General features: G+C 39.1%; 19 protein-coding genes, 1 tRNA gene, 1 rRNA gene, 1 other RNA gene and 1 pseudogene. 21 read left to right on the forward strand and 2 right to left on the reverse strand.

The features are described from left to right. The first annotated feature begins 10 nt into the window (after positions 1-10). The 5 genes and pseudogenes from rrf (at position 11) to QM374_RS09560 (ending at position 3333) form a co-directional block, all read left to right on the forward strand. A 5S ribosomal RNA gene (rrf, locus tag QM374_RS09540) occupies positions 11-126 on the forward strand. Between the two features lie 5 nt (positions 127-131). Continuing rightward, positions 132-205 (forward strand) — tRNA-Asn (locus QM374_RS09545). Positions 206-383: 178 nt separating this feature from the next. Continuing rightward, a pseudogene (gene tnpA / locus QM374_RS09550) lies at positions 384-847 on the forward strand (IS200/IS605 family transposase). Positions 848-1578: 731 nt separating this feature from the next. Next, complete coding sequence (gene comW, locus QM374_RS09555; protein ID WP_414311591.1) at positions 1579-1815, forward strand: sigma(X)-activator ComW; 237 nt, start codon at positions 1579-1581, stop codon at positions 1813-1815. A gap of 231 nt (positions 1816-2046) precedes the next feature. Next, positions 2047-3333 (forward strand): adenylosuccinate synthase, encoded by a 1287-nt coding sequence (locus tag QM374_RS09560; protein ID WP_414311598.1) that lies wholly within the window; start codon positions 2047-2049, stop codon positions 3331-3333. A gap of 472 nt (positions 3334-3805) precedes the next feature. Here QM374_RS09560 and QM374_RS09565 read toward each other — a convergent pair whose 3' ends face one another. Then, positions 3806-4348, reverse strand: a complete 543-nt coding sequence (locus tag QM374_RS09565) for a hypothetical protein (RefSeq protein WP_414311592.1) — start codon at positions 4346-4348, stop codon at positions 3806-3808. A 308-nt stretch (positions 4349-4656) separates the two neighbouring features. Between QM374_RS09565 and tadA the strand changes: the two genes are divergently transcribed. From tadA to QM374_RS09625, 12 genes are all read left to right on the forward strand, one after another. Continuing rightward, positions 4657-5124, forward strand: a complete 468-nt coding sequence (gene tadA / locus QM374_RS09570; protein ID WP_414311593.1) for a tRNA adenosine(34) deaminase TadA — start codon at positions 4657-4659, stop codon at positions 5122-5124. A 33-nt stretch (positions 5125-5157) separates the two neighbouring features. Beyond that, positions 5158-5252: signal recognition particle sRNA small type (gene ffs, locus QM374_RS09575), an RNA gene on the forward strand. A 213-nt stretch (positions 5253-5465) separates the two neighbouring features. Next, positions 5466-5909 carry a dUTP diphosphatase gene (locus QM374_RS09580; protein WP_000701996.1) on the forward strand — a complete coding sequence of 148 codons (444 nt, stop codon included), beginning with the start codon at positions 5466-5468 and terminating at the stop codon, positions 5907-5909. Position 5910: 1 nt separating this feature from the next. Beyond that, the gene (locus QM374_RS09585; protein ID WP_414311599.1) at positions 5911-6450 is read left to right on the forward strand and encodes a histidine phosphatase family protein; all 540 of its coding nucleotides are present in this window, start codon (positions 5911-5913) and stop codon (positions 6448-6450) included. Positions 6451-6466: 16 nt separating this feature from the next. Continuing rightward, positions 6467-6958 carry a hypothetical protein gene (locus QM374_RS09590; protein ID WP_414311594.1) on the forward strand — a complete coding sequence of 164 codons (492 nt, stop codon included), beginning with the start codon at positions 6467-6469 and terminating at the stop codon, positions 6956-6958. A 41-nt stretch (positions 6959-6999) separates the two neighbouring features. Continuing rightward, the gene (gene radA, locus QM374_RS09595; protein WP_223339689.1) at positions 7000-8364 is read left to right on the forward strand and encodes a DNA repair protein RadA; all 1365 of its coding nucleotides are present in this window, start codon (positions 7000-7002) and stop codon (positions 8362-8364) included. 71 nt (positions 8365-8435) lie between these two features. Next, positions 8436-9131: a TIGR00266 family protein gene (locus QM374_RS09600; RefSeq protein WP_373094678.1), complete on the forward strand. Its 696-nt coding sequence runs from the start codon at positions 8436-8438 to the stop codon at positions 9129-9131. A 162-nt stretch (positions 9132-9293) separates the two neighbouring features. Then, positions 9294-9788, forward strand: coding sequence for a beta-class carbonic anhydrase (locus tag QM374_RS09605; protein WP_006147430.1), 495 nt, complete (start codon positions 9294-9296; stop codon positions 9786-9788). Between the two features lie 216 nt (positions 9789-10004). Then, positions 10005-10973 (forward strand): ribose-phosphate diphosphokinase, encoded by a 969-nt coding sequence (locus tag QM374_RS09610; RefSeq protein ID WP_000010179.1) that lies wholly within the window; start codon positions 10005-10007, stop codon positions 10971-10973. Positions 10974-11273: 300 nt separating this feature from the next. Then, positions 11274-11957, forward strand: coding sequence for an amylase-binding adhesin AbpA (abpA, locus tag QM374_RS09615; RefSeq protein WP_414311595.1), 684 nt, complete (start codon positions 11274-11276; stop codon positions 11955-11957). 74 nt (positions 11958-12031) lie between these two features. Then, positions 12032-12871: a class B sortase, LPKTxAVK-specific gene (gene srtB / locus QM374_RS09620; RefSeq protein ID WP_045762491.1), complete on the forward strand. Its 840-nt coding sequence runs from the start codon at positions 12032-12034 to the stop codon at positions 12869-12871. Between the two features lie 142 nt (positions 12872-13013). Continuing rightward, complete coding sequence (locus tag QM374_RS09625) at positions 13014-13451, forward strand: CoA-binding protein (RefSeq protein WP_223140356.1); 438 nt, start codon at positions 13014-13016, stop codon at positions 13449-13451. A gap of 134 nt (positions 13452-13585) precedes the next feature. On the opposite strand, the gene QM374_RS09630 is transcribed toward QM374_RS09625, so the two are convergent. Beyond that, on the reverse strand, positions 13586-14596 hold the full coding sequence (locus QM374_RS09630; protein ID WP_045762493.1) for a YeiH family protein: 1011 nt from the start codon (positions 14594-14596) through the stop codon (positions 13586-13588). A gap of 153 nt (positions 14597-14749) precedes the next feature. On the opposite strand from QM374_RS09630, the gene QM374_RS09635 reads away from it, so the two are divergent. From QM374_RS09635 to QM374_RS09650, 4 genes are read left to right on the forward strand one after another with little or no spacing between them, the layout of a single operon-like run. Then, the gene (locus QM374_RS09635; protein ID WP_045762494.1) at positions 14750-15919 is read left to right on the forward strand and encodes a pyridoxal phosphate-dependent aminotransferase; all 1170 of its coding nucleotides are present in this window, start codon (positions 14750-14752) and stop codon (positions 15917-15919) included. After that, positions 15916-16686 carry a DNA repair protein RecO gene (recO, locus tag QM374_RS09640; protein WP_045762495.1) on the forward strand — a complete coding sequence of 257 codons (771 nt, stop codon included), beginning with the start codon at positions 15916-15918 and terminating at the stop codon, positions 16684-16686. Before QM374_RS09635 ends, recO begins: the two co-directional genes overlap by 4 nt. Further along, positions 16683-17675: a phosphate acyltransferase PlsX gene (plsX, locus tag QM374_RS09645; RefSeq protein WP_414311596.1), complete on the forward strand. Its 993-nt coding sequence runs from the start codon at positions 16683-16685 to the stop codon at positions 17673-17675. Before recO ends, plsX begins: the two co-directional genes overlap by 4 nt. A gap of 5 nt (positions 17676-17680) precedes the next feature. Beyond that, complete coding sequence (locus QM374_RS09650; protein ID WP_414311597.1) at positions 17681-17917, forward strand: acyl carrier protein; 237 nt, start codon at positions 17681-17683, stop codon at positions 17915-17917. The last annotated feature ends 142 nt before the right edge of the window (positions 17918-18059 follow it).

Here is an 18059-nt window from a genome sequence, read left to right on the forward strand (position 1 = left end):
TTACTCAAAGTTAAGTGACGATAGCCTAGGAGATACACCTGTACCCATGCCGAACACAGCAGTTAAGCCCTAGAACGCCGGAAGTAGTTGGGGGTTGCCCCCTGTGAGATAAGGAAGTCGCTTAGCTTTAATCCGCCATAGCTCAGTTGGTAGTAGCGCATGACTGTTAATCATGATGTCGTAGGTTCGAGTCCTACTGGCGGAGTATGTAGACGTTCCTTGGAACGTCTTTTTTTATGTGACTTTCAGTCCGTCTCGCTCCGTTAGGTGCGAGACAAAAAAACCACCCGCTATGCGGGTGCGCATCGAAGGTTATACCAAAAAACTCCAAACGCGATACAATAAAGGTGTTCAAGCCAATTGTAAAGCGAAAGGAGAAAAATATGGCTCAAAAAGCACATAGTTTATCACACATAAAATGGATGTGTAAATATTACATTGTGTTCACCCCTAAGTATAGACGAAAAGAGATCTATAATCAATATCGAAGTAGTTTGGGAGAAATATTCCATAGATTATGTAGTTATAAAGGTGTTGAGATTATCGAGGGCCATTTAATGCCAGATCATGTTCATATGTTTGTAAGTATTCCACCTAGAATTAGTATTTCAAGTTTCATGGGATATTTACAAGGTAAAAGCGCTCTAATGATGTTCGATAAACACGCAAATCTGAAATATAAGTTTGGAAATCGACATTTTGGGGTAGAGGGATATTATGTGAGTACAGTTGACCTCAATAAGCCACAATAAAGAAATACATTCAGGAACAAGAGCGAAAAGATATTGCTTTAGATAAGTTGAGTGTAAAAGAATATGAAGATCCCTTTAGGGATAGTGGCAAGTAGTACATATGCCTCTTTGAGAGGCTTGTGACGAGTCAAATGCAATAAGGCTTGAACAACGTGAAAGCCAGCGTCTTTAGGCGCTGGCTGGTAATTTGGGCTTATAGCCCTGGTGCAAACCACCCGTTAGACGGGTGGTTATGATTTATCTTTCAGAGGTCATTTTTGTCTTTTTTTTGCCACTTTATTAATAGTTAATATCTTTTATAAGTTTGTTATATTTGATTCTTTTATTTTAAGTAATTTTGTAGTATATTTAATAGATTTCACACTCATTTAAAATCAAATAGTGCAGAAATTTCAATGTTTAAACATATATGTCTTAGTTTTTATTAAAAACTTTTTTTTGCCTTATTAGAATACGGTAAGTCCATCAATCGGATGATAAGTTTTCAAGTTTATACTTTGAGCACGATATTTATTAAGCAGGCTATTAATAAAAAGTGCTCTGTGATTTTAATTGAGTATCAGAAGTAATTCTTTAATGGATTGTGTGGGGTTGTTTTTTAGTTCTTATGATTCTTTTTTAATTAAGTTAGCTCCCATATTTTCTACAATAATTTTTCCTATAGCTCTTTTTTATTTTGAAATGTATTATTATATATCTGTTCTGTCAATTTTCTTTAACTGTTATTAATTTTACTATTCACAATAGTACATGATAGAAGTATCTTCCCTGGTTCTTCTATTTTTTTGTTATACTCATTTTATCAATAGAAATGGAGTTAAATAAAATGATTGAACAGATTTATGAACAATATCTTGATTTTTATGATGTTATTGAAAAGGAATATAGTAACTTAATAGATAATGATTTAGAATGGGAAGTTTTTCATCTTCGATTTTTACTCTATTATTTAGTTCGGTACAAGCTTGATACTATGCATCCTTTATTTTCTTACCACTATAGAGCTTGCTACCGTTTGTACATTGAACAGTTATTGATTTCAAATGACTGGGTTGGGGGATAATTTATAATTTTCATATTTCCGAACGATTTTATAGTTTTTTCTTTTCTTAATATAAATTTACAATATTTTTTTAATATTAATTTTCTAATTTTCTCTAATTCCCTAATGTTTCTGGTCTTTGGTCTTGAAAAAATTGAAAATCTTTATTATAATAAATTGTAAGATATAATTGCAGGTGAGATTCCTGCCATGTATGTGAGAAAGGAAGAGCCTGAGGGCTCAGACAAGATTATGACTTCAGTTGTTGTTGTAGGTACCCAATGGGGTGATGAAGGGAAAGGGAAGATTACTGACTTCCTTTCAGCGAATGCAGAAGTGATTGCACGTTACCAAGGTGGTGATAATGCAGGTCACACGATTGTGATCGATGGTAAGAAATTTAAGTTGCACTTGATTCCATCTGGGATTTTCTTCCCTGAAAAAATCTCTGTTATTGGTAACGGAATGGTTGTAAATCCTAAGTCACTTGTGAAAGAGTTGAGCTATCTTCATGATGAAGGTGTTACAACAGATAATCTACGTATTTCTGATCGTGCGCATGTTATTTTGCCGTACCATATCGAGTTAGACCGTCTGCAAGAAGAAGCTAAGGGTGAAAATAAAATTGGTACTACTATCAAGGGTATCGGGCCAGCTTATATGGATAAGGCTGCTCGTGTTGGAATCCGTATTGCGGATCTTTTAGATAAAGATATTTTCCGTGAGCGATTAGAACGTAACCTTGCTGAGAAGAATCGTTTGTTTGAAAAATTGTACGAAAGCAACCCTATTTCAATTGATGATATTTTTGAAGAATATTATGAATATGGTCAACAAATTAAGCAATATGTGACAGATACTTCGGTTATTTTAAATGATGCGCTCGATAATGGCAAACGTGTCCTATTTGAAGGTGCCCAAGGTGTCATGCTAGATATTGACCAAGGTACTTATCCATTTGTTACGTCATCAAACCCTGTTGCTGGTGGTGTGACTATCGGTTCTGGTGTTGGTCCAAGCAAGATTGACAAGGTTGTAGGTGTATGTAAGGCCTATACAAGTCGTGTTGGTGATGGTCCATTCCCAACTGAGTTGTTTGATGAAGTGGGAGAACGCATTCGTGAAGTAGGTCATGAGTATGGTACAACTACAGGTCGTCCACGTCGTGTAGGTTGGTTTGACTCAGTTGTGATGCGTCATAGTCGCCGTGTTTCTGGCATTACAAATTTATCTTTGAACTCTATCGATGTTTTGAGTGGTTTGGATACAGTTAAAATCTGTGTTGCTTATGATCTTGGCGGTCAACGCATTGACTATTATCCAGCTAGTCTTGAACAATTGAAACGTTGTAAACCTATTTATGAAGAATTACCAGGTTGGTCAGAAGATATCACTGGAGTACGTACTTTGGAAGATCTTCCTGAAAATGCACGTAACTATGTTCGTCGTGTTAGCGAATTGGTTGGCGTTCGTATCTCTACTTTTTCAGTGGGTCCTGGTCGTGAACAAACAAATATTTTAGAAAGTGTTTGGTCGTAAGAGATTTTTAAGATTTGTTTAAGATAGGTCGGGTATACTATAGACAGTTACAAGAAGACCTCCTAACTTGTTGTAACAAATATCCTAAACTTTTCTTTTTCATAATAATCTCCCTATAAAGTCACCGCATTCGGTGGCTTTTTTTGTCAGCTTTTAAGTCATATTTAGGTGGCTTCTTTACTTTTAAGACAAAGAAAAAAACAGTGGGACAGAAATCTTTAGACCAACTCTCGATTTGGTACACCCAGATCTGTGAGGTTTCAACCTTTTGGTAGATTAGTTGGAGAAAAGAAGTTTCGGTAAAAGGAGCTTTTTGAGTTCTAAAATACCAATAAATCGTTCAGTTGGCTAACACATCAAAGGCTCATAACTAAGCAAAAATGAGGTTGGGATTTTTGATCCCAGCCTCATCAGTGGACTATTTTCTTGAGAATTTGTAAGTTAGACAAACTTGAATTTTTTCTGAATCAGCTTACTTGATAAATTGATTGCCTGATTTATCACTTTGAAATAGGTTCATTTCATTCATAAAAGCATCTGCCTTTAGTTTATCTGTGATGATACTGACTCTGACTAGCTTATTTAGTTTTTTTTCATGTCCTTCTAAAAAAATAGGATTTCTAATTTTTATGCTTAACTTTACGCAATTAAAAGGACGCTTTTTAATGGTTATTTGTTCGATATCTTGAAGTCCAAATTGATAATGTAATAGGCTGTGGCCTCTACTGCTATAGGTATAATACTGAACAATATTGTTTTTATAAATTTCTAATTTTACTCCATTTATGAAGAGATAGTACCCCATAAACCATATAAGGAGGGGAGCATAAATTAGCACTATCGCCATAACAATCTTATCTGAAAAATCAGTATTATAAGCCATCAGGTGCTTTAGAATCCAGAGAACCATAACAGATAAAGATATTATGGATGGCCCCCCTACTCTATTAAATGTATCTTTATATGGAAACATCAAGGTAAGTTTTGGTTCATCCTGTAAAAATTCTAATTTCATTATTTACCCTTTCATCTTGTTTATTATTTAAATCTCAGGATAATCATCTCTTGGAGACTTATAGTTAAAAATGTTTCAATAGATTTGGACATTCAGTATCAGTTGTCTCTATTACTTTCAGTTCATGATTTCTGATGTTTCTCCCAATTTTGCTACTATTATACTCTTTTTAAAACTTTATTTCTACAATCCAGATATAGATTACTATCTATAGAAAAGTTAGTTACTGCAAATATTACAGAGCTCTTTTTTTGTCTAGGAAAACATGCTATAATGATAGAATTGATAGGCGAGAAAAGAGAGAAGCTATGGATTATACAGTTGAAGAAAAAGAAGCATTTATGAGAGAGGCCTTGAAGGAAGCAGAGATTGCTTTAGAGCATGATGAAATCCCAATAGGTTGCGTAATTGTAAAGGATGGAGAAATCATTGGTCGGGGGCACAATGCGCGCGAGGAATTGCAACGTGCAGTCATGCATGCAGAAATTATGGCTATAGAGAATGCTAATCTGAGCGAAGAGAGTTGGCGCTTGCTTGATTGTACGCTTTTTGTGACCATTGAGCCTTGTGTCATGTGTAGTGGGGCAATTGGGCTCGCCCGTATCCCTAAGGTAGTTTATGGGGCTAAAAATCAGAAATTTGGTGCAGCTGGAAGTCTGTATGATATCTTGACAGATGAGCGTCTTAATCATCGTGTAGAGGTTGAGACGGGCATTTTAGAGAGTGACTGTGCTAGCATTATGCAGGAATTTTTTAGAAATCGACGGGAAAAATAATTTCTCTTTTAAAATCTTTGGGAATGTGGTATAATAACTAATGGAGCAACAGTTCTGCGTGAAGCGGGTCAGGGGAGGAATCCAGCAGCCCTAAGCGAAGTGAATTGTGTGCTCTTTTTTGTGCTTTAAAGAAAATAGTTTAAGTATGGCTAAATAGGAATGAGTTTGTTAATAAAGGGGCAAATAAGTGACATTTGAAATATCTTTAAATTTTTTTGTATGATTTTATTATTTGCTTTTTGATAGGACACTTTTCTTTATTTTATATAGAAGATTTTTCGTGCTTTTTTCGAATAAATAAGATAAAATAGCCTAGAATAAAAGATTAAAAAGAGGGAAATATGAAAATTCGTGGTTTTGAATTAGTTTCTAGTTTTACAGATGAGAGTTTGCTACCGAAGCGTGAGACAGCACATGCAGCTGGTTACGACTTAAAGGTTGCGGTACGTACGGTCATTGCTCCAGGTGAGATTGTCCTTGTTCCAACAGGGGTTAAGGCCTATATGCAACCGACTGAGGTTCTCTACCTCTATGATCGTTCTTCAAACCCTCGTAAGAAGGGTTTGGTTTTGATTAACTCTGTGGGTGTCATTGATGGGGATTACTATGGTAATCCTGGAAATGAGGGACATATTTTTGCTCAGATGAAAAACATTACTGACCAAGAAGTGATTCTTGAAGTTGGGGAACGTGTGGTTCAGGCTGTCTTTGCTCCATTTTTGATTGCGGATGGAGATGAAGCAGACGGCGTTCGGACTGGTGGATTTGGATCAACTGGGCACTAAGATGAAGATTATCTTTGTACGTCATGGGGAACCAGATTATAGTATGCTTGATAAACTTGAAAATCCGCAACTCTATAGTGGTTTTGGTCGTGATTTAGCACCATTGACAGGAAAAGGTCGCAGTCTGGCAAAAGAAGTTGCTAAAACTGCATGTTTTGGAAAGGCAGAGATTATTATTTCATCGTCTGTGACGAGGGCTTTAGAAACAGCACATTATATAGCAGTTGAAACAGGATTGGACTTATTTGTGGAGCCGTTTTTTCATGAGTGGCGTCCAGACTTAGATGGCACTAACTCTGATTTAACTAGTGTATTGGTAGCTCATGAATATTATCTAAAACATCAAGGAGCTTTATCTGAAGATTCTCCTTATCGCTATGAAACTGATCTAGAGATGCGTCATCGTTTTTTAACAGCTTTGGAAAAATATAAAAATTATAAAACTATTATCATTGTAACTCACGGAATGCTCATGCGCCAATTTGTACCAGACGAGAAGATTGATTTTTGCCAAGTGATTGAGTGTGAGATAGAGATATAGAAAGAAGCACAATGAAATGAGCTATAAGGATTTTCAAGCTTTTACCGCAGAGAATTGTCAAGGGTATAAGAAGGTGTATGAGATTAGTATTGGAGGTTTTCTTTACTTGGCTTTTCTTCCAGTAGACTATCAAAAAATCCTTTGCATTTCTTCAGAATATATGTCCATCATCGATAGTGAAAAAAATCAAGTCACTCCAATAGATGGAGATTACGATGAGATAGAGTTAGTAGCTATGTGTGATGGTTACGACTCTCCTATCCCTATCGCTGGACAATATGGTGGAAGCCTTCCTTTGTATAATGGTAAAGACATCCGAGTGACAATGGATAAAGACCAATCTGAAGAATATCCGATTTTAACCATTTATTGGGAAGAGAATAAAGAAACTAGGACTCAAATTTATAAAGGTTATTTACCCTATATTTTTGGATTTAGTCCTGATGGGGAGTATTATGTCCATGCGGATGATGGTGGACTGATTGTTCTGAAAAGAAATAGTTACTGATTTGGAAAATTAATAAGAGATTTTAAAATGAAAGGATTAGAATCATCGCAAAGAAAAAAGCGACATTTATATGTCAAAATTGTGGGTATAATTCCCCTAAATATCTAGGGCGCTGTCCTAACTGTGGTTCTTGGTCTTCCTTTGTCGAGGAGGTCGAGGTCGCAGAGGTCAAGAATGCCCGGGTGTCCTTAACAGGTGAGAAAACCAAGCCCATGAAACTGGCTGAAGTAACTTCCATCAATGTCAATCGAACCAAGACTGAGATGGAGGAGTTTAACCGAGTTCTTGGTGGAGGTGTGGTACCAGGAAGTCTTGTCCTTATCGGTGGGGATCCTGGGATTGGAAAATCAACCCTGCTCTTACAAGTTTCAACCCAGCTGTCCCAAGTGGGAACAGTTCTCTATGTCAGTGGGGAGGAGTCTGCTCAGCAAATCAAGCTACGAGCAGAGCGCTTGGGTGATATTGATAGTGAGTTTTATCTCTACGCAGAGACTAATATGCAGAGTGTTCGCGCAGAGGTGGAGCGAATCCAGCCAGACTTCCTCATTATTGACTCTATCCAGACCATCATGTCTCCTGAGATTTCTGGAGTTCAAGGATCTGTTTCTCAGGTGCGTGAGGTGACTGCAGAACTCATGCAGCTTGCCAAGACCAATAACATCGCTATCTTTATTGTCGGGCATGTGACCAAGGAAGGAACCTTGGCGGGTCCTCGTATGTTGGAGCATATGGTGGATACGGTTCTTTACTTTGAAGGGGAACGCCACCATACCTTCCGGATTCTAAGAGCAGTCAAAAACCGTTTTGGATCGACAAATGAGATTGGGATTTTTGAGATGCAATCAGGTGGCTTGGTTGAGGTGCTCAATCCTAGTCAAGTTTTCCTAGAAGAACGTTTAGACGGAGCGACCGGTTCGTCCATCGTGGTGACCATGGAAGGAACCCGTCCTATTCTTGCGGAGGTTCAAGCCTTGGTAACACCGACTATGTTTGGGAATGCCAAGCGGACTACAACAGGTCTTGACTTCAATCGCGCCAGCTTGATTATGGCTGTTTTGGAAAAACGGGCAGGTTTACTTCTCCAAAATCAGGATGCCTATCTCAAATCTGCTGGTGGTGTCAAATTGGATGAGCCTGCCATTGACCTGGCTGTTGCGGTTGCAATTGCGTCAAGCTACAAGGACAAGCCAACCAATCCCCAGGAATGTTTTGTAGGAGAATTAGGTTTGACTGGAGAAATTAGGCGCGTAAATCGTATCGAGCAACGGATCAATGAAGCAGCGAAACTTGGTTTTACAAAGATCTACGTACCGAAAAATTCCTTGACTGGAATCAAACCGCCTAAAGAAATTCAGGTGATCGGAGTGACCACTATCGGAGAAGTCTTGAAAAAAGTATTCTCCTAATAGTTGTACTCAGGTTTAGATTACTAATTATTTTATTGCTAACATTTATTAAAAACAAGGAGGAATTTCTGATGAAATTTTCTATGGATAGTCAAATGCAATTTCCTTTGGTAGAGTTATCGCTCAACCAAGGAGAAACAGTCTTTATCCAGCGCGGTAGCATGGTTTACCACACACCTAATGTCAGCCTCAATACCCAACTTAATGCGAGTGGTTCTGGTTTGGGGCGTTTTGTCAAAGCTGTAGGACGTTCTATGGTTTCTGGTGAAAGTACCTTCATTACTCAAGCTATTGCAGAGTCTGACAACGGACATCTTGCTTTAGCACCAGATACTCCTGGTCAAGTGATTGCTCTTGAACTAGGCGAAAAGCAGTATCGATTGAATGATGGGGCTTTTCTAGCTCTTGATGGGACGGCTTTCTATACAATGGAGCACCAATCTATTGGGAAAGCACTGTTCGGAGGGCAAGGTGGTCTTTTCGTAATGACTACTCAAGGTCAGGGAACTCTTTTGGCCAATGCTTTTGGCTCTATTAAGAAAATTGAGCTACAAAACCAAGAAATAACCATCGACAATGCCCATGTGGTAGCTTGGAGTCAATCTTTGGACTATAATATCCACTTAGAAAATGGCTTCTGGCAGTCTATTGGTACAGGCGAAGGAGTGGTGAATACCTTCCGAGGTACCGGTGAGGTCTATGTACAAAGTCTCAATCTTCAAAGCTTTGCAGGCTCTCTTAACAAGTATATTCAAAAAGGTTCATAATAATAAAAAAACTAGGGCAGAAACCCAAGCTAGAAGCTGGATGTCTCTGTCCTGGTTTTTTAATAAGGAGGTTGACAGCTGACAAGACAAAGAAAAGATGGTAAGATAGAAGATAAATAATTTGGTGTTCAAATTATCTTAAAAGTAAGAAAGTGTGTTGTCATGTCGTATTTTGAACAGTTTATGCAAGCCAACCAGGCTTATGTTGCCCTGCATGGGCAGTTAAATCTGCCAATCAAGCCAAAAACAAGAGTAGCCATTGTGACTTGTATGGACTCACGTCTGCACGTTGCACAAGCTTTGGGGTTAGCACTTGGAGATGCTCACATTTTACGGAATGCGGGCGGTCGAGTGACAGACGATATGATTCGCTCACTCGTGATTTCTCAGCAACAAATGGGAACAAGAGAGATTGTGGTTCTTCATCATACAGACTGTGGTGCTCAGACATTTCAAAACGAAGAGTTTCAAGAACATTTAAAAACTGAATTAGGGGTTGATGTCTCGGGTCAAGATTTTCTCCCTTTTCAAGACGTTGAGGAGAGTGTTCGTGAAGATATGCAGTTACTTCGAGAATGCCCATTGATTCCAGATGATGTGGTTATTTCAGGGGCTGTTTATGATGTGGATACAGGCAGTATGAGAGAGGTATACTAACTTTTCCTTTGTGAGTTCCTATCTTCCTATGAGATAGAATGTCTAAGTTGTCACATTTCAGCTTGAATATAAGGAATATAAATGAGCACAAGACAAGGGGATAAATGTCTACTCTTGTCTTATTTTTTATTGAAAAATAGAGAAAAAAGCGCTACAATGGTAGTTGGAAAAATGTTGTGAAAAAACACAAGTGATACATAAATACTGGAGGAAATCATGTCTTTTTCTGATTTAAAGCTGTTTGCCCTTTCTTCAAATAGAGAATTGGCAGAGCGTGTGGCGCAAGAGATTGGGATAGAGTTGGGAAAATCGACTGTACGTCAATTTTCAGATGGAGAAATTCAAGTTAATATCGAAGAATCGATCCGTGGAAAACACGTCTTTATCCTACAATCAACTAGCTCACCTGTAAATGACAATCTGCTAGAAATTTTGATTATGGTAGATGCTTTGAAACGCGCCAGTGCAGAATCTGTCAACGTTGTTATGCCTTACTATGGCTATGCACGTCAGGATAGAAAGGCGAGAGCGCGTGAGCCAATCACTTCAAAACTTGTAGCAAATATGCTGGAAGTGGCTGGAGTGGATCGTTTGTTGACGATTGACTTGCATGCTGCACAGATTCAGGGATTCTTTGATATTCCTGTCGATCACTTGATGGGTGCTCCTTTAATTGCAGACTACTTTGAGCGTCGTGGCATGGTTGGTTCTGACTATGTGGTTGTCAGTCCAGACCATGGTGGGGTGACTCGTGCTCGTAAATTGGCAGAGTTTTTGAAAACTCCAATTGCTATTATTGACAAACGTCGTAGCGTGGACAAGATGAACACCAGTGAAGTGATGAACATCATTGGTAAGGTAGAAGGCAAGACTTGTATCTTGATTGACGATATGATCGATACAGCTGGAACTATTTGCCATGCGGCGGATGCTCTTGCAGAAGCTGGTGCTGTCGAAGTTTACGCAAGCTGTACGCACCCAGTTCTTTCAGGGCCTGCTATGGATAATATCCAAAAATCAGCTATTAAAAAATTAGTTGTTTTGGATACTATCTACCTACCAGAAGAACGTTTGATTGATAAGATTGAGCAAATCTCTATCGCTCATCTCTTGGCAGATGCGATCATCCGTATCCATGAAAAACGTCCTCTATCTCCATTATTTAGTATTGAGAAAAAAATCTAACGAATTCGTTGGATCAGATAAAACTCCTAACAAAGTGATAGACCTTGTTGGGAGTTTTCTTAATTAGATCAGAAAAATGTGAAAATTTCACTAATTGTTCGTTTTTTAGTCCATTTTTTTCCTTAATCTTTCGAGAATATTGCTTGTTTTTTAAAAATATAATAAATTTTACTCGTTTTTTACCAGGAATTTTAAAAATACTTTAAGAAATAGCTTGACAACTCTAATATATGTGATATAATTTGAGGTAATAAGGATTATCCTTATAATTAAAATTAAAAATCAAAGAGGAGATAAAACATGAAGAAAGTTTTATTATCATCAGTAGCAGCTCTTGCAGTATTCTCAGCAGCAGCTCCAGCATTTGCATCTGACAATTCATATAGCTCAAACGCATTGATTCAAAAACATTATGTTTCTGAACGTGATATTGCAGATGAAGCTAATACACAAGTAGCAGCACATGACGCTGAAATCCGTGAAGAGGCACAACGTCAATTTGATCAAACAGCAGCAGCAGCAGTTAAAGCAGCTGAAGCTAAATTGAAAGCTTTCTTGGACTCAGGATACTCAGGCCATGATTTTACTGATAAGAAAAACGCTCTAGAAGCTGAAGTTGCAGCAGCTAAAGCTAAAGGTGAGCAAGCTTATAACGAAATTTACAATACTGTTCGTAACCGTTACGTTCAAAAATTGCAAGAACAATACCGTGCAGCAGCTCAACGTGAAGGTAAATACTGGAACGATCCAACTGGCGAACAAGACAACAAAACTGACAAAATGCGTAGAGACGAAGATAAAGCTCTTAACCATGGTACAGTAACAGAAGAACAAGCAGCAGCTAACCAAGCTGCAACTAAACCAGAAGATGGTAAACCAGGTGCTGTAGACCAAGCTAAAAAAGCAGACGCAGCTGCTAAAAAAGCAGGAGCAAATGCTAAAGCAGGTCAAAAAGCCCTTCCAAAAACACACGCTGCTAAATAATTTTATTTAAAAAGTAGCCAATCACTGAAACTTGGTTTCAGTGATTTTTTTGGTAAAAAATGAGGGAGGAAAAGATGAGTAGACGTTCTACGACAAAGAAATCACCAATTACTAAAATAATTGCTTCAATCGTTGCAGTAGCTATCGTTGCTTTGGGAGGCTTCTTTATCTATAAGAGCTTTCTAGCTCCAAGTGGAGATAAGCTAAATGATGCAAAGGTTACTCAGGAAGCTCCAAAACAAGCCTATACTGCTAGCGCAGAAGAAAAGGAATATCTCGCAAATAAATTTAAAGGCTTGCTCGAAACAAACTCTGAAACAGTTGGTTATGTATATATTCCTGGCACACAGTTGGATGAACCAGTTGTTCAAACAACGGATAATGCGACTTATTTAGATAAGCGCTTTGATGGTGTTAACGAGCCTTTAATGGGGGCAGTCTTTATGGACGCCGATAACAAGAAGGACTTTAGTGATCGATTGACTTGGTTATTTGGTCACGCTCGTGGTAGTAAAGTTCCTGATCATCGTATGTTTAAAGATGTGAATTACTTCAGTCGCCAAGAATATTTTGATGAACATCCTTATGTAGTCATTGAAACTCCAGAGAGAAAGTATTATTATGAAGCTGTTGCCATGATTATTGTCCCAGAAGAAACAGCTTTTTACCGTACTTCTTTTGATGATGATGCGGATTTTGAGAAACAGCTAAATATTATTTATGATACTGCAGAGGTTAAGAAACCAAATGTTAAGGTATCAGCTAAGGATAAATATCTTGTTCTTTCTACTTGTCGTGAAGAAGATGATACGATTCGTGCCAATCTCTACCTTCGACAAATTCCTGACTCAGAGATGAGTGACTTTGTCAAACAACATGGAGAAAGCCTTCAGTATAAACCAACAAGAGAATAATCTTTAAATAAAATTTTTATGAATCCTCCTCAAATTAAATGAAATAGTTTAATTTTGGGAGGATTTTTTGATTTTTGTTTTTATAGTAATTTTCTGCAAACCCTTTCAAAATATGCTATACTGATGAAAAAGGAGGATTTTTATGACTCAAGAATTTATCAATCCAAGTGATGGCGTGATCCGTCAGTATCTAGCAAGCAGTAAAACTCTAGCAGTAGTGGGCTTGTCTGACCGTGAAGAAACAACGAGCAATCGAGTGACAAAGGAAATGCAGGCTCGTGGCTATAAAATCATTCCAGTAAACCCTAAGGCTGCAGGTGGGGAAATCTTGGGAGAAAAGGCTTATGCTAGTCTAGCTGAGATTCCTTTCCCTGTAGATATCGTCAATGTCTATCGTCGTAGTGAATTTCTGCCTGATGTAGCTCGTGATTTTCTCAAGGCAGATGCTAAGATTTTCTGGGCGCAACTAGGACTTGAAAGTCTAGAAGCGGAAGAAATCTTGCGTGCTGGAGGTTGCGATGATATCGTGATGAATCGTTGCATCAAGAGAGAACATACACGCTTAATTCTTGAACAATAAAAAGGTAGCTTGCGGGCTACCTTTTGTGTTATACTCAATGAAAATTAAAGAGCAAACTAGGAAACTAGCCGCAGGCTGTACTTGAGTACGGCAAGGCGACGTTGACGTGGTTTGAATTTGATTTTCGAAGAGTATTAGAAAATACCGATGAGCGTTTGCATACCCAGGCTAGTCAGGATGATGGCAATCCAGCAGAGGGCGCCAAGAAGAATGGATTTACCACTGGACTTAATCATAGCAATGAGATTGGTTTTAAGACCAATAGCACTCATAGCCATGATGATGAGGAATTTGGAGAGTTGTTTGAGAGGTGAAAAGAAGCTACTGCTGACACCGAAGGAAGTAAGGACGGTGGTTAGCAAGGAAGCTAGGATAAAGTAGAGAATGAAAACAGGGAAGATTTTTTTTAGTTTTACTCCTTGGTTGTTGCCTTGTTGACGACTTTGCCAGTAAGAGAGGAAGAGAGTGATAGGGATAATAGCTAGGGTACGGGTCAATTTGACAATAGTAGCAGACTCAAGAGTGTTTGTGTGGTAAAGACTATCCCAGGCGCTGGCAGTGGCTGTTACAGAGGAAGTATCATTGACCGCAGTTCCTGCAAAGAGGGAGAAGCCCTCGTTTGATAGGTGAAGCCAGGTTCCTAGGGTTGGGAAAATAAGCGCTGCTAAGACATTGAAGAAAAAGATAACGGAAATGGCTTGGGCGACTTCCTTTTCTTTGGCATGGATGACGGGAGCGGTCGCTGCAATGGCAGAACCTCCACAGATAGAGGAACCAACACCGATCAAGGTAGCTAGCTTTGTATCTAGGTCAAAAAAGCGTTGGAAAAGATAAGCTACAATCAAGGCTATAGAAATGGTAGATAGAATGACAGGAAGGGAAGATTTTCCGACTGCGAAGACTTGTGAGATATTGAGCCCAAACCCAAGCAAGATAACAGCATACTGAAGCAATTTCTTGGAGCTGTAAGTCAAACCGGCATCCAGTTGTTTATAGGAACTGAGAAAGTGGTGGAGAATCATACCGATAAAGATGGCAAAAACAGGTGCCCCAACAACAGGCAAGAAGCTCCCTAAGGTCCAAGAGATGATGGAAATGATAAGACAGGCTAAAAGTCCGGCCCCATTTTTTGATAGAAATGACATAAAAACCTCCTAAAATAAGCACTTCTTATTATAGTCTTATCTTGAAAAAAAGTAAATAGAAAGTAGGAATTAGGCTGTCATTAAATGGAATTTTGCGGTCAGAGAGCTTTTGTAGTATAATAGACATATGTTCTTTAAGCAAGGAGGGTATCTATGGACTTAACCAAGCGCTTTAATAAACAATTAGATAAGATTCAAGTTTCCTTGATTCGTCAGTTTGACCAGGCTATTTCTGAGATTCCTGGGGTTCTACGTCTGACATTGGGAGAGCCTGACTTTACAACTCCAGACCATGTCAAGGAGGCAGCTAAGCGAGCCATTGACCAAAACCAATCCTACTATACAGGGATGAGTGGTTTGATGACCTTACGCCAGGCAGCTAGTGATTTTGTAAGAGAAAAATACCAGCTAGACTATAATCCTGAAAATGAAATCTTGGTCACAATCGGTGCGACAGAAGCCCTATCTGCTACTTTGACAGCTATTTTAGAAGAGGGTGACAAGGTTCTCTTGCCAGCTCCTGCCTATCCAGGTTATGAACCAATTGTCAATCTAGTTGGCGCAGAGATTGTCGAGATTGATACAACTGAAAATGGTTTTGTCTTGACTCCTGAAATGCTGGAGAAGGCAATTCTGGAGCAGGGTGACAAGCTCAAGGCTGTTATTCTTAACTATCCAGTCAACCCTACAGGAATTACTTATAGTCGCGAACAGTTGGAAGCCTTGGCTGACGTTTTACGCAAGTATGAGATTTTCGTTGTCTGTGATGAGGTCTACTCAGAATTAACTTATACAGGGGAAAATCATGTCTCTTTGGGAACAATGCTGAGAGATCAGGCCATTATCATTAACGGTCTATCCAAATCACATGCTATGACAGGTTGGCGTTTAGGCTTTATCTTCGCACCAGCAAACTTCACAGTCCAACTCATCAAGAGTCACCAGTACTTGGTAACTGCTGCGAATACTATGGCGCAACATGCTGCGGTGGAAGCTTTGACGGCTGGTAAGAACGATGCAGAGCCGATGAAAAAGGAGTATATCCAACGTCGGGACTACATTATCGAGAAAATGACTAATCTTGGTTTTGAGATTATCAAACCTGACGGTGCCTTTTATATCTTTGCTAAGATTCCAACAGGCTACAATCAAGATTCGTTTGCTTTTCTAAAAGATTTTGCTCACAAGAAGGCTGTTGCCTTTATCCCTGGTGCAGCTTTTGGTCAATATGGAGAAGGTTATGTGCGCTTGTCTTATGCAGCTAGCATGGAAACCATCAGAGAAGCTATGAAACGTCTTGAGGAGTACATGAGAGAAGCATGATTCAGTCTATTACGAGTCAGGGGTTGGTGCTCTACAATCGTAATTTTCGTGAGGATGACAAGCTAGTCAAGATTTTTACAGAGCAGGTCGGCAAGCGGATGTTTTTTGTCAAACATGCCGGTCAGTCCAAACTGGCTCCAGTTATTCAACCTTTGGTGCTGGCTCGTTTTCTTTTGCGAATCAATGATGATGGACTTAGTTATATCGAAGACTATCATGAGGTGATGACCTTTCCAAAAATCAATAGTGATCTCTTTGTCATGGCCTATGCGACCTATGTGGCAGCTTTGGCAGATGCTAGTTTGCAGGACAATCACCAAGATGCTCCCTTGTTTGCTTTTTTACAAAAGACTTTAGAGTTGATGGAAGAGGGTTTAGATTATCAGGTCTTGACCAATATTTTTGAAATTCAGATCTTAACCCGTTTTGGGATTAGTCTTAATTTTAATGAGTGTGTCTTTTGCCATCGGGTGGGTCAGGCCTTTGATTTTTCTTTCAAATATGGTGCTTGCTTATGTCCTGAGCATTACCATGAGGACGAGAAACGTTGTCATCTGAATCCAAACATTCCCTATCTGCTCAATCAATTTCAAGCTATTAACTTTGAGACTTTAGAGACTATTTCGCTCAAGTCTGAAATCAAGCAAGAATTGCGTCAGTTCATGGATCAAATTTATGAAGAGTACGTCGGAATTCACCTAAAATCAAAGAAATTTATTGATTCCCTAGCTGATTGGGGACAATTACTAAAAGAGGAAGACAAATGAAAAAAATCGCAGTAGATGCAATGGGTGGCGATTACGCACCTCAAGCCATCGTTGAGGGTGTTAATCAAGCCCTTGCTGACTTTTTAGATATTGAGATTCAACTTTACGGAGACGAAAGCAAAATCAAGCAATATCTAACAGCTACAGAACGCGTCAGCATTATCCATACAGATGAAAAAATTGATTCGGATGATGAACCGACAAAAGCCATTCGTAAGAAGAAAAATGCCAGTATGGTATTGGCTGCTAAGGCTGTCAAAGATGGTGAGGCTGATGCCGTGCTCTCTGCAGGAAATACAGGTGCTTTGCTTGCGGCAGGATTTTTCATCGTAGGTCGCATCAAGAATATCGATCGTCCAGGGCTTATGTCAACCTTACCAACAGTTGATGGGAAAGGTTTTGATATGCTGGACCTCGGTGCCAATGCAGAAAACACAGCCCATCACTTACATCAATACGCCATCTTAGGTTCTTTCTATGCTAAAAATGTTCGTGGAATTGCAAAACCACGAGTTGGTTTGCTTAATAACGGGACAGAGAGCAGTAAGGGAGATCCACTCCGCAAGGAAACTTATGACTTGCTAGCAGCTGATGAGAGTTTGAATTTTATTGGTAATGTGGAAGCGCGTGACTTGATGGAGGGTGTTGCAGATGTTGTCGTGGCAGACGGTTTCACGGGAAACGCTGTGCTAAAATCCATCGAAGGAACAGCCATGGGGATCATGGGCTTGCTTAAAAATGCTATTACAGGTGGTGGACTTCGAGCAAAACTTGGTGCTCTTCTTCTTAAGGATAGTCTTAGAGGTTTGAAAAAGCAACTCAACTATTCAGATGTTGGGGGTGCAGTCTTGTTTGGTGTTAAGGCGCCGGTTGTTAAGACTCATGGCTCAAGTGATGCCAAGGCTGTATACAGTACGATTTGTCAGATTCGTACTATGCTAGAAACAGACGTAGTTGCTCAAACTGCGCGTGAATTTTCAGGAGAATAATATATATGACAGAAAAAGAAATTTTTGACCGTGTCGTGACCATTATCCAAGAACGTCAAGGGGAAGACTTTGTAGTCACAGAGGCCTTGAGCTTGAAGGATGATTTGGATGCTGATTCGGTAGATTTGATGGAATTCGTACTAACCATTGAGGATGAATTCGGAATCGAAATCAGTGATGAAGAAATCGACCACCTCCAAAGTGTGGCAGATGTATTGAAAGCCATTGAAGATAAAATCTAACATAAAGCAACATGCAAGAAGCCCACTGAAAAAGGAGCTCTCTTACTTTTAATGAAATGAAAACCGAGGAATCACTCATCAATTTGAGCGAATTCCTCGGTTATTTTGTATTTATTAAGGCCATAATTCGTTTCATATTAAC

The sequence above is a fragment of the Streptococcus infantis genome (assembly GCF_047465525.1).
GTDB classification, from domain to species: Bacteria; Bacillota; Bacilli; order Lactobacillales; family Streptococcaceae; genus Streptococcus; species Streptococcus infantis_R.

What these genes read in the sequence shown, in the direction of transcription:
- srtB (WP_045762491.1), top strand. Translation starts at nt 12,032, where the DNA reads ATGAGTAGACGTTCTACGACAAAGAAATCACCAATTACTAAAATAATT.
- QM374_RS09580 (WP_000701996.1), top strand. Translation starts at nt 5,466, where the DNA reads ATGAAAATTCGTGGTTTTGAATTAGTTTCTAGTTTTACAGATGAGAGT.
- tadA (WP_414311593.1), top strand. Translation starts at nt 4,657, where the DNA reads ATGGATTATACAGTTGAAGAAAAAGAAGCATTTATGAGAGAGGCCTTG.
- QM374_RS09600 (WP_373094678.1), top strand. Translation starts at nt 8,436, where the DNA reads ATGAAATTTTCTATGGATAGTCAAATGCAATTTCCTTTGGTAGAGTTA.
- comW (WP_414311591.1), top strand. Translation starts at nt 1,579, where the DNA reads ATGATTGAACAGATTTATGAACAATATCTTGATTTTTATGATGTTATT.
- QM374_RS09590 (WP_414311594.1), top strand. Translation starts at nt 6,467, where the DNA reads ATGAGCTATAAGGATTTTCAAGCTTTTACCGCAGAGAATTGTCAAGGG.
- QM374_RS09560 (WP_414311598.1), top strand. Translation starts at nt 2,047, where the DNA reads ATGACTTCAGTTGTTGTTGTAGGTACCCAATGGGGTGATGAAGGGAAA.
- QM374_RS09610 (WP_000010179.1), top strand. Translation starts at nt 10,005, where the DNA reads ATGTCTTTTTCTGATTTAAAGCTGTTTGCCCTTTCTTCAAATAGAGAA.
- QM374_RS09635 (WP_045762494.1), top strand. Translation starts at nt 14,750, where the DNA reads ATGGACTTAACCAAGCGCTTTAATAAACAATTAGATAAGATTCAAGTT.
- QM374_RS09585 (WP_414311599.1), top strand. Translation starts at nt 5,911, where the DNA reads ATGAAGATTATCTTTGTACGTCATGGGGAACCAGATTATAGTATGCTT.
- QM374_RS09650 (WP_414311597.1), top strand. Translation starts at nt 17,681, where the DNA reads ATGACAGAAAAAGAAATTTTTGACCGTGTCGTGACCATTATCCAAGAA.
- QM374_RS09565 (WP_414311592.1), bottom strand. Translation starts at nt 4,348, where the DNA reads ATGAAATTAGAATTTTTACAGGATGAACCAAAACTTACCTTGATGTTT.
- plsX (WP_414311596.1), top strand. Translation starts at nt 16,683, where the DNA reads ATGAAAAAAATCGCAGTAGATGCAATGGGTGGCGATTACGCACCTCAA.
- QM374_RS09605 (WP_006147430.1), top strand. Translation starts at nt 9,294, where the DNA reads ATGTCGTATTTTGAACAGTTTATGCAAGCCAACCAGGCTTATGTTGCC.
- QM374_RS09625 (WP_223140356.1), top strand. Translation starts at nt 13,014, where the DNA reads ATGACTCAAGAATTTATCAATCCAAGTGATGGCGTGATCCGTCAGTAT.
- recO (WP_045762495.1), top strand. Translation starts at nt 15,916, where the DNA reads ATGATTCAGTCTATTACGAGTCAGGGGTTGGTGCTCTACAATCGTAAT.
- QM374_RS09630 (WP_045762493.1), bottom strand. Translation starts at nt 14,596, where the DNA reads ATGTCATTTCTATCAAAAAATGGGGCCGGACTTTTAGCCTGTCTTATC.
- abpA (WP_414311595.1), top strand. Translation starts at nt 11,274, where the DNA reads ATGAAGAAAGTTTTATTATCATCAGTAGCAGCTCTTGCAGTATTCTCA.